15 protein-coding genes and 1 tRNA gene are annotated in these 16,299 nt (G+C 55.6%); 9 read left to right on the top strand and 7 right to left on the bottom strand.

The genetic code is table 11. The features are described from left to right. Positions 1-89: 89 nt before the first annotated feature. Positions 90-2,192 (top strand): elongation factor G, encoded by a 2,103-nt coding sequence (fusA, locus tag VW41_14485; GenBank protein AJZ90137.1) that lies wholly within the window; start codon positions 90-92, stop codon positions 2,190-2,192. Positions 2,193-2,654: 462 nt separating this feature from the next. Beyond that, complete coding sequence (locus tag VW41_14480; protein ID AJZ90136.1) at positions 2,655-2,957, top strand: Cro/Cl family transcriptional regulator; 303 nt, start codon at positions 2,655-2,657, stop codon at positions 2,955-2,957. 33 nt (positions 2,958-2,990) lie between these two features. Here VW41_14480 and VW41_14475 read toward each other — a convergent pair whose 3' ends face one another. Both VW41_14475 and VW41_14470 read right to left on the bottom strand, forming a co-directional pair. After that, the gene (locus VW41_14475) at positions 2,991-3,365 is read right to left on the bottom strand and encodes a cytoplasmic protein (protein AJZ90135.1); all 375 of its coding nucleotides are present in this window, start codon (positions 3,363-3,365) and stop codon (positions 2,991-2,993) included. A gap of 3 nt (positions 3,366-3,368) precedes the next feature. Continuing rightward, positions 3,369-4,745, bottom strand: coding sequence for a DSBA oxidoreductase (locus tag VW41_14470; protein AJZ90134.1), 1,377 nt, complete (start codon positions 4,743-4,745; stop codon positions 3,369-3,371). Positions 4,746-4,855: 110 nt separating this feature from the next. Between VW41_14470 and VW41_14465 the strand changes: the two genes are divergently transcribed. Continuing rightward, positions 4,856-5,755 carry a LysR family transcriptional regulator gene (locus VW41_14465; protein ID AJZ90133.1) on the top strand — a complete coding sequence of 300 codons (900 nt, stop codon included), beginning with the start codon at positions 4,856-4,858 and terminating at the stop codon, positions 5,753-5,755. Between the two features lie 17 nt (positions 5,756-5,772). Here VW41_14465 and VW41_14460 read toward each other — a convergent pair whose 3' ends face one another. Next, a complete protein-coding gene (locus tag VW41_14460) occupies positions 5,773-7,197 on the bottom strand; it encodes a permease (GenBank protein AJZ91987.1) in 1,425 nt (474 codons plus the stop codon). A 124-nt stretch (positions 7,198-7,321) separates the two neighbouring features. Beyond that, the gene (gene deoD / locus VW41_14455; GenBank protein ID AJZ90132.1) at positions 7,322-8,032 is read right to left on the bottom strand and encodes a purine nucleoside phosphorylase; all 711 of its coding nucleotides are present in this window, start codon (positions 8,030-8,032) and stop codon (positions 7,322-7,324) included. 295 nt (positions 8,033-8,327) lie between these two features. On the opposite strand from deoD, the gene VW41_14450 reads away from it, so the two are divergent. From VW41_14450 to VW41_14440, 3 genes are all read left to right on the top strand, one after another. Beyond that, the gene (locus VW41_14450; GenBank protein AJZ90131.1) at positions 8,328-8,996 is read left to right on the top strand and encodes a cyclic nucleotide-binding protein; all 669 of its coding nucleotides are present in this window, start codon (positions 8,328-8,330) and stop codon (positions 8,994-8,996) included. Positions 8,997-9,079: 83 nt separating this feature from the next. Beyond that, positions 9,080-10,207 (top strand): DNA alkylation repair protein, encoded by a 1,128-nt coding sequence (locus VW41_14445; protein ID AJZ90130.1) that lies wholly within the window; start codon positions 9,080-9,082, stop codon positions 10,205-10,207. A 223-nt stretch (positions 10,208-10,430) separates the two neighbouring features. Beyond that, positions 10,431-10,856 carry a hypothetical protein gene (locus VW41_14440; protein ID AJZ90129.1) on the top strand — a complete coding sequence of 142 codons (426 nt, stop codon included), beginning with the start codon at positions 10,431-10,433 and terminating at the stop codon, positions 10,854-10,856. 192 nt (positions 10,857-11,048) lie between these two features. On the opposite strand, the gene VW41_14435 is transcribed toward VW41_14440, so the two are convergent. Beyond that, a tRNA-Asn gene (locus VW41_14435) sits at positions 11,049-11,124 on the bottom strand. Between the two features lie 197 nt (positions 11,125-11,321). Here VW41_14435 and VW41_14430 point away from each other — a divergent pair. Then, positions 11,322-12,776, top strand: a complete 1,455-nt coding sequence (locus VW41_14430; GenBank protein ID AJZ90128.1) for a multidrug transporter — start codon at positions 11,322-11,324, stop codon at positions 12,774-12,776. On the opposite strand, the gene VW41_14425 is transcribed toward VW41_14430, so the two are convergent. Further along, positions 12,773-14,014, bottom strand: a complete 1,242-nt coding sequence (locus VW41_14425) for a miniconductance mechanosensitive channel (protein ID AJZ90127.1) — start codon at positions 14,012-14,014, stop codon at positions 12,773-12,775. The genes VW41_14430 and VW41_14425 overlap by 4 nt on opposite strands. 159 nt (positions 14,015-14,173) lie before the next feature. Here VW41_14425 and VW41_14420 point away from each other — a divergent pair, with 159 nt between their 5' ends. Continuing rightward, complete coding sequence (locus VW41_14420) at positions 14,174-15,109, top strand: L,D-transpeptidase (GenBank protein AJZ90126.1); 936 nt, start codon at positions 14,174-14,176, stop codon at positions 15,107-15,109. A 44-nt stretch (positions 15,110-15,153) separates the two neighbouring features. Here VW41_14420 and VW41_14415 read toward each other — a convergent pair whose 3' ends face one another. After that, positions 15,154-15,411, bottom strand: a complete 258-nt coding sequence (locus tag VW41_14415; protein ID AJZ91986.1) for a multiple stress resistance protein BhsA — start codon at positions 15,409-15,411, stop codon at positions 15,154-15,156. 357 nt (positions 15,412-15,768) lie between these two features. On the opposite strand from VW41_14415, the gene VW41_14410 reads away from it, so the two are divergent. Then, positions 15,769-16,206: a thioesterase gene (locus tag VW41_14410; GenBank protein AJZ91985.1), complete on the top strand. Its 438-nt coding sequence runs from the start codon at positions 15,769-15,771 to the stop codon at positions 16,204-16,206. The last annotated feature ends 93 nt before the right edge of the window (positions 16,207-16,299 follow it).

Here is a 16,299-nt window from a genome sequence, read left to right as displayed (position 1 = left end):
TACTCGTACAGTTGTACTATGATGTTGGCGAACAAATCTGGCGGCCAGCCTGGCCGTCGCTTAACAGTCAAAAAGACTAAGGACACATCATGCCCCGACCCATCCCTCTCGAACGCTATCGCAACATTGGTATTTCTGCCCATATTGATGCCGGTAAAACAACCACGACTGAACGTATTTTGTTTTACACCGGCATGAGTCACAAACTGGGTGAAGTTCACGATGGCGCAGCAACGACAGACTGGATGGCTCAGGAGCAAGAGCGCGGTATTACCATTACATCCGCCGCGGTGAGCTGCTTCTGGCCGGGTATGGATCGCGGTTTCGAACCGCACCGTATCAACATCATCGACACGCCGGGACACGTAGACTTCACTATCGAGGTGGAGCGATCCATGCGCGTGCTGGATGGTGCCGTCATGGTTTACGACTCTGTGGGCGGGGTACAGCCGCAGTCTGAAACGGTCTGGCGACAGGCGAATAAATACCGCGTGCCACGGCTGGCCTTTGTTAACAAAATGGACCGTCCGGGCGCTGATTTCTTCCGCGTGGTGCAGATGATGATTGACCGCCTGAAAGCTAACCCGGTTCCCATCGCGATCCCCGTTGGCGCTGAAGAGAGCTTCACCGGCGTGGTGGACCTGATCAAAATGCGCGCCATTATCTGGGACGATGCTACCCAGGGCATGACGTTCAGCTATGCTCCGGTGCCAGAAGACATGTTGAAAACGGCACAACAGTGGCGTGAAAAAATGGTGTCAGCGGCGGCGGAAGCTAACGATGAGCTCATGGACAGATATCTGGAAACCGGCGATCTGAGCGAAGCGGATATTATTGCTGGTCTGCGCAAGCGCACCATTGCCGGGGAAATCCAGCCCATGCTGTGCGGTAGCGCGTTTAAAAACAAAGGCGTGCAGCGCATGCTGGATGCGGTGGTAGAGCTGATGCCGTCTCCCCTCGACATTCCTGCCATTGACGGCGTGGACGAAAAAGGGCAACACGCGGAACGTCATCCCAGTGATGATGAACCCTTCTCGGCGCTGGCCTTCAAGCTGATGACCGACCCGTACGTTGGGCAACTGACCTTTATCCGTGTCTATTCCGGCGTACTGCGTAAAGGCGATTCGGTTTACAACCCGGTGAAAGGCAAGAAGGAGCGGATTGGGCGCATTGTGCAGATGCATGCCAACGATCGCCATGAGGTTGACGAGCTGCGCGCCGGGGATATTGCCGCCTGCGTAGGGCTGAAAGATGTCACCACGGGGGATACGTTAACCGACCCGAATGCGGCGATCACGCTTGAGCGGATGGAGTTCCCTGAGCCAGTGATTTCCCTCGCTATCGAGCCGAAAACCAAGGCCGACCAGGAGAGGATGGGCATCGCGCTGCAGCGTTTAGCGGCGGAAGATCCCTCTTTCCGCCTGCATACCGACGAGGAGTCCGGGCAGACGATTATTTCCGGCATGGGCGAGCTTCATCTGGAGATTATCGTGGACCGCATGAAGCGTGAGTTTGGCGTGGAAGCGAACATTGGCCGGCCGCAGGTAACCTACCGCGAAACGATCCGCCAGACGGTGAAAGACGTTGAGGGGAAATTTGTGCGGCAGTCAGGCGGTAAAGGGCAGTATGGTCATGTGGTGCTGACGCTCGAACCGCTTGCGCCTGGCACTGGCTTTGTGTTTGAAGATGCGACCAAAGGGGGCGTGGTCCCACGCGAGTTCATTCCTTCAGTAGAGAAAGGGCTGCGTGAAGCGATGAATACCGGTGTGCTGGCCGGCTACCCGGTGGTGGACATCAAGGCCACGCTGACTTTCGGTTCTTACCATGACGTCGATTCTTCGGAAATGGCGTTCAGAATGGCGGCGATCTTCGGTTTCAAGGACGCAGCGCGCAAGGCGGCTCCGGTAATTCTGGAGCCGATCATGCACGTCGAAGTGGAAACACCGGAAGAGTACGCCGGTAACATCATGGGCGATCTCTCGTCCCGTCGTGGCATGGTTCAGGGCATGGAAGAACGTTTTGGTAGCCAGGTCATTCGGGCCGATGTCCCGCTGGCGGAAATGTTTGGTTATTCCACCACGCTGCGCTCAATGTCTCAGGGCAGGGCGACCTACAGCATGGAGTTCCATCATTATGCCGAAGCGCCGCGCAACGTGGCCGACGACATCATTGCCCGCCGCGTAAAAGCTTAAGCTGTACTCAAAATGGGCGAGATCATCTCGCCCATTTTTACATCTGCGAGTCATTTTCCATTCGCTTTGCAACGCCCCGCACACGTCAAAAAATACTTGAAGCCTGCTCGGACATGTTGAATCAGTGCCCTGATTCGCTGCATTTTTGCACAGATAATCCACGATATAGGCTTGTGCCTATATAGCATTTAACCTATCTTGAAAAGAATGTCGCATGTGGTTGATAAAAATGACGGATACGTTTGATGCCTGGTTTACGGCATCGGATGATGCAACCAAAGCCTGTGTTATAGCATCAATGGTGTTGCTAAAGCGCAGGGGCCCTTTGCTAAGCAGGCCTTACGTTAACACCGTGAGAGGGTCGCAATACGCGAACATGAAAGAGCCGCGTGTCATGATTCCTCGGGCTGATAAGGAATTTGCAGCTCATCTGAAACAGTTAACGGAAAAGGAACAAACAGAATGGGTCGAACACCAGAACAGCTGCTGGCCGAAGAAAAACCCGAAGTGGTGGCCGCGGCACAGGCCATGGCCAACGAAATGCTGCTGAATATCCATCTGGCTGAACTCCGCGATAAAGTTAGAAAAACGCAGAACGAGATGGCGCAGAAGCTGGGCGTGAAGCAACCCACCGTCGCCGAAATGGAAAAAAAGGGCCGTGATATAAAACTCTCTTCCCTCAAGCGTTACGTCGAGGCGGCGGGCGGGAAGGTTAAGCTGGATATCGAGCTACCGGACGGCACACACTTCAATATCGCGCTGTAATGGGATGGGGCGGCGTTCACCGCCCGGCCGGTTTTAAACTTGCCCGGTTTCCTGCAAATGGCGCCACAATACTTCGCCACCTTCCATCCGGAAAATAACCGTAGACCAGCGCACGGTGGTGGAGCCGTTCAGGGTTTGTGTTTCGCGGTAAAGTACGGTGGCGCCATGCGGCCATTCGTCCAGCAACGTGAGGTTATCCACCTCTATTCTCAGCCCTTCACGGCTGCCCCCGCTGGCGCTAAAAAAGCCACAAAGCGCGGGGTGATCCAGCTTTGCTCCACTGAGCGCGACCATGGAATAATCTTTCGTAAAGCGGGCCAGCAGCGTTTCCAGTTCTCCCTGGCCCGCGCCAAGCCACTGCTCAATGGCCACGTGAGCCTCAATCACTTCTTTGAACCAGATATTCATCGCTCAGTATTCCTTTTGGGTAAGTTGATTTTTAATGTGCTGGTTATTCAGCCGTAAAGAGTAAATCAGCGGGGCCAGCGTCCCGGCGGCGGCAAGACTAAACGTAAAAAGATAAGCTTGAGGTGCGGGCATCATCGCCTGTAATACGGTCAGCAGCAGGCTCAGCAGCGCTACGCCAAAGCAAAAGCTAAGCTGGCGATTAATGTTCCACAGCGCGCTGGCTTCGGGCATGGCCTGCGCAGGAATAGAGATAAAAGCGCTGCTCTGCGCCGTGCTGCTGGAAAGGCTTCCCCCCAGGCCCATTAACGCGTAAGCGGCGACCAGCCACGAGGTTTGCTCTCCGGAATTGATTTGCGTGAGCAGTAAAATTCCCGTGGCCTGAAGCAATCCTCCGGCGGTTATCAGCGGGCGAGGGCCGAGGCGGTTAAACATCTTGCCGGTAAATGAAATCGCAACAAAAGAGGCTATTGCCCAGGGCAACATCAGCATTCCGGTATGGCTAGCCGAAATGCCTAGCTGCGTTTGCAGGTAAACAATACTGACCAGACTGGTGCCCATAAAAATACCCGGAATGCATTGGTAAACGAGCATCGCGTAGCGCAGCAGCGGATCTCCCAGCAACGCCAGACTGAAGAGTGGATAAGGTTGCCTGCCGTTGCGGCGTATGAACAGCCACAGAATAAGCATTCCGGTGACCAGCCACAGCAGGGCCGACACATGCGTTGCCTCGTTGCTGGCCTGCGTGACGCCCAGCAAAATAGCGAACAGCCCCGTCGATCCCAGTATCAGCCCTTTGACGTCCAGCGGCGTCCGGGCTGCCTGCCGCTCTGTGGATGTTAGCCAAAGTCCCGCGAGGGCTAACGTGAGCAGTGCCAGCGGCAGGCTCGAAAGAAATATCCAGCGCCAGCCGAAGGACTCCACAAGCAATCCGCCAACAGTGGGCGAAAGCGCCGGAGCCAGCAGTGCGACCAGCATGATTGCCGATGAAAGCTTTGCCCGCTCATGCACCGCGAAAAGCTGCCAGGTCAGCGCCTGGCCCACGGGGATGAGCAGCCCGCCGCCCACGCCCTGTAAAATACGCGCCGCGACTAGCGCGTTCAGGCCAGGAGCGAGGCCAGAAGCCAGCGTACCCAACGTAAAGAGCGCAAGTGAAAGCATAAACAGGCGTTTGGCGCCCAGCCGCTGCGTTAGCCATGCGCTGCAGGGGATAACCAGCGTCAGACCGCAAAGATAACCGTGGCTTATCCACGCCAGTTCGGCAACGGATGCATTTAGCGCTCTCCCCATTTCTGGCCAGGCGACGCTGGAGATAAACATATTGATTAAGTCGAGAAAAAAGCCCAGCAGATAAACGGTGGCAACCCTGTAGCGGTAAGGCATGGCGGTTCTCGTGAAGAAGAAAAGGCGATTTCAACAGGTTCGGCCCGGCGGATAAATCCCGCTCCGGCTGATACACTGTCAAAAATAATTTGATAATCAGGTGAATTAGCATGCTTAACTTGCAGCGTGTGGCGCAGTTTGTTGCGGTAGTGGATGCCGGGGGCTTTACCGCGGCGGCACAGTCCATGCAGCAAACAAAAGCGGTGATAAGCTTCAACGTTCGCCAGCTTGAGGCGGAGCTTGGTGTGTCGTTGCTTGTGCGTTCCACGCGGCGCGTGGCGTTAACCCAGGCGGGGGAAGTGTTTTACCAGCGTGCTCTGCAGCTGTTAAGGGAGAGTGAAGCGTTGGTTGAAGAGGTCCAGGGGCATCACGGCGGGTTTACTGGCGAGCTGAGTATTTCGACAACGCCGGAATACGGCCAGGCCAGGGTTATCCCGGCGCTGAGCGCTTTTGGCCGGCTGCACCCGGGGCTGACTATCCGGCACGAGTCCTCATCTGCCCCGGTTAATCTTATTTCCGGGCAGTTTGACGTTGCCATTCGCCTCGGTAAGCTGCTGGACTCGTCTTATCGCGCGGCGCTGATAGAGCGCTTTGAGATTGTGGCGGTGGCCGCGCCGCAGTGGCTTGAGCGTAACCCGATCGGCAGCCTCGAGGCGCTGGCTGAAGCGGAATGGGTCATTCATCGTCGGCTACCCACGCCGAGAGAATGGCAGGTAATTGGGCGAGACCAGGAAACGCGGGAGCTAACAATAACCGGACCCGCCCGCTTTATGACCGACACGGCGGCGGCGCTCATGGCTTTTGTGGTTCAGGGATGCGGCGTAGGTTTACTGCCCGAATGGCTGGTGCGGAGTGCGATAGTGCGCGGCAGTCTTCAGCATGTGCTGCCGGAATACCGTTTTCCCTCGCAGGGGATTTATGCGGTTTACCCGAACACGCGGCACGTTCCGGCGAAGGTGCGTGCGCTAATAGATTTTTTACAGGACTGGGAAAGCAACAGACCCGCTTAGCGGGTCCGTTTTTAGGCTTACAAAGCTTTTTGAGTCTTGCCCTGCACGGTTGTAGCCGCTGGCGCAGACGAAATCCCCGGCAGCTCAATCTTCAGGCCGAAGGTCAGCAGAGAATACATTACGCCCCCGGTCAGCATCGAGACGATTACGCCCAGGTTCGCCGTCGCGAAGACGCTGTGGCGGGTCTCTTCCGTCAGCAGGAAGCCAACCACATGCGCGATGTACGGGTCGCCGGAAGTAATTGTGCCGAGCCCCACAAACGTCGCAATCCCCAGCGACAGCAGCGCCGTCCAGCGGCCGTCGCGGCCACCAAAACCGGCTTTATTCGCCATCGCCACATCCCAGCCCAGGCGCTTCTGGCGCAGGAAGTCGATCAGCTGAATCGCCCCGGCGGAGCCAATCACCACCGAAATAGAGGCCAGGAACGACTGGAAGGTTGCCAGGAATGAATCGGAAATAAACATCAGGTAGAACGCCCCGAAGCCGATAATGGCCGCGTTCAGCGTGGTGGTCGTGGCGCGGCTGGCCGGAATACCCAACGCCAGCAATGCGAGGCCGGAGCTGTAAACGCCGGTGATTGCAGCCGCCAGCAGCGAAACGATAATCACGATGGAGAACGGCACGTAGAACCAGAACGGCAGCAGGTTAGTCAGCGAGGCGATAGGCGACTGTGCCGCGGCGGCGCTCAGGTCCGGGTTGCTGTCGGCGAGGAATGCGCCCAGCACCAGCAGAATGCTCACCGGCAGTGAAATCCCCGTGGTTGTCCAGAAAATAACTTTTGAGGCCTGGGTTTTCTTCGGCAGATAACGCGCGAAGTCACCGCCGTAGTTCAGGAAGCCCAGGCCTACCATGGTCATCGCCATCACCACGCCGCCGATGTAGGTCAGCAGGTCGCCGTGGGCCGCGCTTTGGCCCAGCTTTTCCCAGTGAATATGCGGCAGCATCAGGAAGATAAAGATGATGCTCATAAACCCGGTCAGCCAGGCGATGTATTTCTCCACCTTCATAATCAGCTGGTGGCCATAAATGGCGACCGACATGGTCAGCACCAGGCTGACGATGAACCAGCCGAGAATGCAAACCAGCGTAGGTTTGCCGTCCGCCAGCGCAAACGCCGCGGGCCAAAGTTTGGCAAACAGCGCCGCGCCGGTGGACGAGGCGAGGGTAATAATGGTGATTTTCCAGCCCATATTGGAAATATAGGCAAACAGCGTCGGGAATTTATTGCCGTGATAGCCGAAGCAGAAACGGGTCTGGGTCAGCGTCGGCAGGCCGGTTCTTGGCCCGCCCACCGCCAGCACGCCAACCAGGCAGCAGGAAAGTAGATAGCCGATTATCCCGGCGGTGATCGACTGCCAGACGCTCAGGCCGAGCGAGTAAACGTAAATGCCGTAGGTCATCCCCAGAATAGAAACGTTCCAGGAAAACCAAATCGGGAACAGCCCGGCGGGTTTGCCGTAGCGCTCTGCTTCCGGGACGGCATTCACGCCGTTTGCTTCAACTTTTATGCCGCCAGAGGCCGGCTGGTGTGTAGAGTTTGTCATCGGAGAACCCTTATGGGAGAAATCAATCGCAGAGAAGTGCGGTTTCTAAAGCGAGCTCAATCATTTTGTCTAACGTATTTTGTAGTTCTTCTGCCGTGGGCTCTTCCCCCGTGACGCTGCTTACGCAGGCAGTCAGCAGGCTCAGGGCTTTGGCGCGGTACTGCGCGGCGATGGTGAACAGCGCCGAGGTTTCCATTTCCACCGCAAGGATGTTCATCTTTTTGAGGGCAGGGAGCATGCCTTCGGGTTTGTCGTACAGCAGGTCGTTGGTAAAAGTGTTGCCGAACTGGGTCGGAATATTGTGTTGCTCAGCCGCTGTCCAGCAGCGGCGCAGCAGATCAAAGTCCGGTACGGCCGCGTAGTCGTAACCGCCAAAGCGATCGCGGTTTACCGAAGATGAAGTGCCCGCGCCGGTGGCGACAATCACATGGCGCATATCCACGCTTTCATCCACCGCCCCGCAGGTGCCGATGCGAATAAGCTGCTTCACGCCAAACGCGTTGATCAATTCATGGGCGTAAATAGACACGGACGGAATGCCCATCCCGTGCGCCATCACGGAAAGGCGCTTGCCTTTGTAGTAGCCGGTAAAGCCGAACATATTGCGGGTATCGCACACGCGCTTTGCGTCGGTTAAATAAGTCTGCGCGATGTACTGCGCGCGCAGCGGGTCGCCGGGCATGATCACGGTTTCGGCAAAGTCGCCGGGGTGGGCGTTAATATGTGGCGTCATCAGACGATCTCCTGGCTGGTTGCATGCCATTACGATAGAAACCCCGTGGCTTGCAGAAAAAGGCAAATGTCCGACCGGGCTGACGGCGATCACAAATTTGATTTTTGCCCTGGTAAGAAAAGTGGAACGCCAGGGCTGGCAAGGGATGAGTAAAACGAGGAGTATTGACAATACCGAGGGGGGATAGTTAATCTCAGCCGCCTTTTTCGCCGCAGATTCTGGCGAAACAGGCAATACTTGACGGGTTAGTGACCTTATTAAGCTGCGTGGCAGCTTGCCGGAGAGCGACAACACCATGAATATTATTCAGCAATTCGCTCAGCGCGGGCACCAGATCCTGCGCGATGCCGTGTACGCCACGCCGCTTAAAAGTAAAGAAATCGGCCCCGACGAATTTATTCTGCGCCAGGGCGAGGAGATCAAAGCACTCTACTGGATAGTCCTCGGCGAATACACCATGCACTACAACGCCGAAAACGGGAAAGCATTCAGCCTGGGGCAGCGCTTTGTCAGCGACACCATCATCGGCGAAATAGAATATCTCACCCACACCCCGAGCCAGTTCTCGGTCGTCGCCCACGACACCATGACGGTAAAAGTCATCCCGCTGGCGATGATGGATACTATCCTGACCAGTCACGCGGAAGTCGGCGTCTGGCTTAGCCAACTGCTTTCCTCCAGCTACCAGCGCGGGATGGCAAGAACCATGGAACGCTTCCTGCAGCCGCTGGTGTTTAACATCGTGGCCGACCTGTACGAACGCTATCAGCAGAACAAGCCGCTGGTGGACTTTTCGCAGGTGTCCCGCGAGGCCGAACGGTTTGGCTGCTCAGAGAGAACCTATCGCCGAGTCATCAACCAGCTGATAGAAGAGCAGTACATTCAGAAAGTGGCCCATGAATACGTGATTTGCGATGTAGAAAAATTCCGCCAGGTGCTGACGAATCCCGGGCGCATTAGCTAGCAAGCTTTGTAGCAAACGGCTAAAAAACAAAGAAAAAACAGTGATAGACTCCGGCAATACGTTATCCGCAATGGAGTAGGGCCGTGAGTGAGTCCGTCGAAAATCAGAACGCGTTTAAACATGCTTTTAATCATGCGCTTTTGCAGGACATAGCGAGTTTGATCGCGGTGCATTATCCCGCCTTCAACGCCGAAGCATTTTTAAACAAAGCAGAACACCTCGATAAGCTGGAAATGAAGGCCAGAGTCCAGACTATTCGCGACGCGCTGGCGGCGGAACTGCCGCAGGACTATCCGACAGCATTGGGCGTAGTGGTTTCGGTACTAAAAGAAAACAAGCTGCAGGGCTTTGCCGTCTGGCCTTTTGCGGAATTTATTCAGGTCTATGGCCTCAATCAGCCGGAACTTTCCCTCGAAGCCCTGAAAGTGGTCACCGTTTGTTTTACTGCCGAATGGGCGGTACGGCCCTTCATCAAACAGAATCCGGAAGAAACAATGCGCTTCCTGCTGCACTGCGCGCAGGATCCGAGCGTGGATATCCGCCGCTGGGCATCGGAAGGCACACGCCCGCGCGTGCCGTGGGGCGAAAAGCTGCATCTGTTCATTAAAGACCCGGCGGGAACACGCGCGATTCTGGATGCCCTGAAGTTCGACCCGGAGCTTTACGTCAGAAAAAGCGTCGCCAACCACCTCAACGACATCACCAAAGATCATCCGGACTACGTGATTCAGCTCCTGCAAAGCTGGCAGCAGCAGGCGAAGCAGTCCGGCAGTGACGACGTAAAAAAAGTCGCGTGGATAACCCGCCACTCGCTGCGCACCTTAATTAAGAATGGCCACCCGGATGCGCTGGCGCTTATCGGCGTGCAGCATGGCGCGGCAGTCGCGCTGGATGCCTTCACCCTTAAACAAAAAGCCATTGCCCTCGGCGAGAGTCTGGAATTTAAAATCAGCCTCCGGTCTACCAGCCGCGCCCCGCAAAACATCGTGGTGGATTACGTGATCCACTTTATGAAAGCCAACGGCAGCCTCGCCCCGAAGGTCTTCAAACTGCGTACGTTCGAACTCCCGGCCAGAGGCTCGGTCATCATAGAGAAAAAGCACGCGGTGAAGACAATCACCACCCGCCAGTATTATCCCGGCGTGCAGCAGATTGAGATCCAGGTGAACGGCAAGGTGCTGGGGGGAGATGAGTGGGAGCTGAATTTGTAGCGTTATAGATTTGAATATAATGTCGCCTCAGCGCTTTGGGGCTACATTTTCTTCCCCAGATAATGTCAAAACCCGGTTACCTGCCGCTTTAACCCGCGCCTTTGATCCTTCTCGCTGTAAATATAATGCTCAGGCAACGCACAGAGTGCTAAGTCCGGTGTGGCATAACGCATAATTTTAACTGTATATTAAACCAGTATTCTACTTTTGCAGGAGTGCTGTGATGATTGACCATATCTATGTTTCCGTTACCGACCTGAAGAAATCTCTGGCTTTTTATACTGCCACATTAAAGCCACTCGGCTGGAAGCCGTTTGGTCATTATGATTCCCGCAATGGCCCGGAAGGCGTCCCCGACCTGTATGGAATAGCAGATGCGGTTTATACGTCAGGCTCGGGCATCGGCACCAGTATCTGGCTGCGCCAGCGTCAGCCAGGGGAAACCGGGCTATACGTCGGGATTGTTTGTGACAGCAACCAGCAGGTGGATGAAGTCTATGCCGCCGCGATTAAAGCTGGCGGTCACGATGAAGGCAAACCGGCAGATCGCACTTACTTCACTACCGGGTATTATGCTGCAAATATCGCTGATTTTGACGGCAACCGTATCGAGTTTGTTCACAAGGCGTGGAACCCTGCGAGGGGGTAAGAGTGACGAGGGCGATGTTACGAGGTGATAACTTTCAAATGTGGTTTAGGCTGAATAACAAAGTCTGTAGCTATGGTTTTACATCGATAATAACGGTTAATCATCGAGTCTGGCGGCAGGGAGTAACCCTTTTGCCTGAACCAGCAAAAGCAAAAAGCCCGCTTAAGTTTCCTTAAGCGGGCTTCTCAAATATGGCTCCTCTGACTGGACTCGAACCAGTGACATACGGATTAACAGTCCGCCGTTCTACCGACTGAACTACAGAGGAATCGTGTGAACGGGGCGAATATTAGCGGCGGCTCAGGGCCTTGTCAAAGGCAAAATCTAACGGTTTAGTGCGTTTGCGGAAACAATCAACATCTTGTTGCCTTTTCAGGCAATCTGAGACAAAAAAATCCTTTGCAGGATAACGATTTGTCGCCCATTATTTGAAATGCCGTTTTATCTTTCCTTGCAGGTCCTCGCTTGAACTTACATGCAGTCCTTCGCCAGACCGTGGCGAAAACGCCGTGGTACGCCAAACGTAAGAGTTATCGGGTGCTGTTCTGGCGTGAGATAACGCCGCTGGCGGTGCCAATCTTCCTCGAAAACACCTGCGTGTTATTGATGGGCGTGCTGAGTACCTTCCTCGTGAGTTGGTTAGGGAAAGAGGCGATGGCGGGCGTAGGGCTCGCCGACAGCTTTAACATGGTTATTATGGCGTTCTTCGCCGCTATCGATCTTGGCACCACGGTAGTGGTGGCATTCAGCTTCGGCAGGCTGGATCCGGAGCGGGCGAGGGCGGCGGCCAGACAGTCGCTTATTCTGATGACCATCGTGTCGTTTGTTATGGCCGCAGGCATTCACCTGGCGGGCACGCACATCATCGATGTTATCGCCGGGAACGCCACGCCGGAGGTAAAACGTCTGGCGCTTTCCTACCTGCAAACTACCGTCTGGAGCTACCCGGCGGCGGCGATTGCGCTTATCGGCAGCGGCGCGCTGCGCGGGGCGGGTAACACCAAAATCCCGCTGCTGATTAACGGCGGCATGAACATCCTTAACATCATCATCAGCAGCATTCTTATCTACGGCATCTTTGGCTGGGGCGGGCTGGGCTTCATTGGCGCGGGCCTGGGGTTGACCATTTCCCGCTACATTGGCGCGGCGGGCATTATCTTCGTGCTGATGATTGGCTTTAACCCGGCGCTGCGCATTTCGCTGAAAAGCTATTTCACGCCGCTCAACTGGGCGATTTTGTGGGAAGTGCTCGGGATTGGTATCCCGGCCAGCGTCGAGTCGGTGCTGTTCAACGGCGGTAAGCTGCTGACGCAGATGTTTGTCGCCGGGATGGGCACCAACGTCATTGCCGGTAACTTTATTGCCTTCTCGGTGGCCTCGCTGATCAACCTGCCGGGTAACGCCCTGGGGTCTGCCTCAACGATTATCGTCGGCAGGCGGCTCGGGAAAGGGCAAATAGGTCAGGCTGAGCGTCAGCTGCGCCACACGTTCTGGCTCGCCACGGTTGGGCTAACGATCATTGCGTGGGGAACCGCGCCTTTTGCCGGGTTGTTTGCCTCGTTCTATACCAGCGAAGACGATGTCAAAGAAGTCGTCAAAGTTCTGCTGTGGATGAACGCCGCCTTTATGCCTATCTGGGCAGCTTCCTGGGTGCTGCCTGCCGGGCTGAAGGGGGCGCGTGATGCCCGCTATGCAATGTGGGTGTCGATGGCGGGGATGTGGGGCTGCCGCGTTATCGCCGGCTACACGCTGGGGATTGTGCTCGGTATGGGCGTGGTGGGCGTGTGGCTGGGAATGTTCGGTGACTGGGCGGTGCGCGGCGCGTGCTTCTATTGGCGAATGGTCAGCGGCCGCTGGCTTAAAAAATACCCGCGACCGCCGAAAGAACCGCTTCAGGCTCCGGAAGAAAGCGCCGTTTAGCGCTCAAAAGCCCCGGCAATGGCCCGCATGTCATTGCCGGTTGGCGTCTGGTGAATACGCAGCCCAAACTCCTCCACCACGGCAAAAATGTGGTCGAAGATGTCCGCCTGAATGCTTTCATACTCCGCCCACACCACGGTGTTGGTGAAGGCGTAAATCTCCACCGGCAGACCTGCGCTTTCAGGAGCAAGCTGGCGCACCATTAGCGTCATATCTTTGCGAATACGCGGGTGGCTGCGCAGGTACTCATTCAGATAAGCCCGGAAGGTACCGACGTTAGTCATTTTGCGCTGGTTCAGCACCGAGTCGTCGGCGTGGTGCTGGTTGTACTCGCTAATCTCTTTCCCGCGCTCCGCCATATAGGGCTGCAGCAGCTTCGCTTTGAGCAATTTCTCATGCTCGTCCTGTGACAGAAAACGAATACTGGTGGTATCGATGTTCACGCTGCGTTTGATGCGACGCCCGCCGGAGGCCGACATGCCGCTCCAGTTTATAAACGCATCAGACACCAGAGCGTAGGTTGGGATGGTGGTAATGGTGTTGTCCCAGTTGCGAACTTTCACCGTGGTCAGGCCGATATCGATCACCGCCCCGTCCGCGCCGTATTTCGGCATTTCCAGCCAGTCGCCCATTTTCAGCATGCTGTTGGCAGAAAGCTGGATCCCGGCGACCAGGCCTAGAATCGGATCTTTAAACACTAACATCAGCACGGCGGCCATTGCGCCAAGGCCGCTTATCAGGATCGCCGGGGATTTCCCTATTAGCAGCGAAACCATCATGATGCCGACAACAATCGCAGCGAGTAGCTTCACGCCCTGGAAAATGCCTTTGAGCGGCAGCTGGGAGGCAAAAGCAAATTTACCCGACAGGCCGAAGATCACGTCCAGCAGCGAGAAGAAGGACATCAGCGCGTAAAGCATGACCCACAGCTGGGCACAGGTGGTCAGAATGGTCGCCGCGTCGCTGCCTTTTTGCAGCCACAGCACCGCCTGAACGTTGACGATGATGCCCTGCAGCAGAAACGCCAGCCGCTGGAACAGCTTGTTCTGGGTAATTATCTGCAAAGAGAGGCTGGCGCTGGACTGCGCGCGCTTCTCAAAAGCACGCAGAACAATGCCGTGCAGAATAAAATGCACGACGAGTGCGGTCAGAAAAATGATGCCGAAAATGACGATCAGGGAAGTGGTTTGGCTGGGTTGAATGCCGTATTGCTCGAGGGCGGATATCAATTCCTGCATAAAGTCTCCTTTAAAAACGAGAGGACATCATGCCCTCTGAAGCCACCGGTCGCAACCCGGCTGTATATTTAATAGACATGTTGACACGCAATCCTTACAGAATTGTCTCAGGGCGGTTATGCTTAACGTATTCACATCATGTTAACTAACAGGGAAATTATGATTCGTTTCTCCACGCTGGCATTTGCTCTGGCTGCGGTCACGCAGAGTGCAATGGCCGTGACTTATGCTTTACCGCCGGAAGGCAGCCGCCTGGTTGGTACGCCCCTGACGATCGCCGTGCCGGAGGGTAACAAGGAACCGCTGGAACACTTTGCCGCTCAGTACGGGCAGGGCTTCAGCAACATGCTGGAAGCGAATCCGGGCGTCGATCCGTTCTTGCCCAAAGCGGGCACGCAGCTGGTTATTCCGCAGCAGGTCATTTTGCCGGATACCGTGCGGGAAGGGATTGTGGTGAATGTGGCGGAAATGCGCCTCTACTACTATCCAAAGGACACGAACACCGTAGAGATCTTGCCGATAGGTATCGGCCAGGCCGGGCGTGAAACGCCCCGCAACTGGGTGACCCGCGTCGAGCGTAAGCAGGACGCCCCGGCCTGGACGCCAACCCCGAACACCCGCCGCGAATACGCCAAAGAAGGCAAAACGCTGCCTGCCTTTGTGCCGCCGGGGCCGGATAACCCGATGGGCCTATACGCCATTTACATCGGCAAGCTGTACGCCATCCACGGCACCAATGCCAATTTTGGCATTGGCCTGCGCGTCAGCCAGGGCTGCATCCGCCTGCGCAATGACGACATCAAATTCCTGTTCGATAATGTGCCTGTCGGGACTCGCGTTCAGCTCATCGATCAGCCGGTGAAGGTCACCGCCGAGCCGGACGGTAAGCGCTGGTTAGAGGTTCACGAGCCGCTGTCGCGCAACCGCGCCGAGTTTGAGTCCGACAAGAAAGTTCCCCTGCCGATGACCACGGTATTGCGCAGCGAAACTCAGGCTTCTGGGGTGAATACGGCGGTGGTGAGTGAAGCGCTTAATAGGCGCTCGGGGATGCCGGTACAAATAAATTCAGCCGCCACGGAAACCGGACGACTGTAATTTTCAGTAAGAAAAATAAAAGCTCGCTCTTTGCGAGCTTTTATTTATTTGAATAATTCTGCGGTAGCATAAAGTTTATTTTGCCCGCCAGCGGAGGTCACTTTGAAGGACGTTGCGCCGGCTTTATCTGCTTTATCAGAAAGTTGATTTATAGCCTGATCCAGGGTGGTTGCCCCGCTGGTTGACACCGAGCCAATGCTTTGTCCGGTGCCGGTTTGCTGGACTTCGGTCGCGGCTAAAGTCGTACCGGTAAGGGCGGTAAATACGGTGAGGGCAAGGGCGGAGTTAATCAGTTTACGCATCATAATGAATCTCTCAATGTGGGTAATAAGGCGAGTCGTCGGTTAATGTGTTGCATGCTACGTTGCCGCTTAAGCAATGAATAGCGGGGGTTATTGATGAAGACTTTCAAAAATTCTGGCTGGTAATATCTGGGTGTTATTGACTGTAAATTACTTTAAGCCATCTTATTTTTTCCTTAATTAATCTACCGCTGTGTGAAGTTTTCGCGCGCAACGGGCGGCACATTCTGTGCGGTCTTCCCCGTGTGCCGTACGTTTTATGCCAGGATTATTCCACCCCTCAAAGAAGGGGCTGACCCGCACAGGAGAAGTACGTTGGCAAACAATCCACTTTCGGTGCTGGAGTATCTGAGAAAGATGCTCAATAACAGCCTTTCGGTCGATGACGTCACCCACATGAATTACCCGACGGCGATATCGCAGTTGCTTAAGTTCGAACTGCTGGACGTGGCCGAAGGCTGTGCCACGCTTGGCCTGAATGCGGACGCGGCGATTCACGGTAACCAGCAGGGCACGGTTCACGGCGGCATGCTGTGCGAGCTGGCGGATGCGGCAATCGGCACCGCTCATTCCACGCTAATGGCGCCGGGTGAAAGCTTCACCAGCATTGACCTGAAAGCCACCTTCTTAAGGCCGGTCTGGCAGGGCAAATTGACGGCGAAGGCGTTCCCGGTACACAAGGGCAGCACCATCAGCCATTACTGCTGCGAGATTCAAAAAGAGGACGGCAAAATGGCGGCGGTGATCCACAGCACGGTGATGACGCTGCGAGGTGACAAAGCGGCAGGTCGCTAATAAAAAAACGCACGGAGGGGATAGCTCCGTGCGTCGGGTTATTGCTCGTCAGTCTCAGCGTGGCTGAGGCTTCAGCGCAATAGCGAAGGCAAA

Source organism: Klebsiella michiganensis (assembly GCA_000963575.1).
In the GTDB taxonomy this organism is placed as follows: domain Bacteria; phylum Pseudomonadota; class Gammaproteobacteria; order Enterobacterales; family Enterobacteriaceae; genus Cedecea; species Cedecea michiganensis_A.
This window is presented reverse-complemented; position numbering and strand designations above follow the sequence as displayed.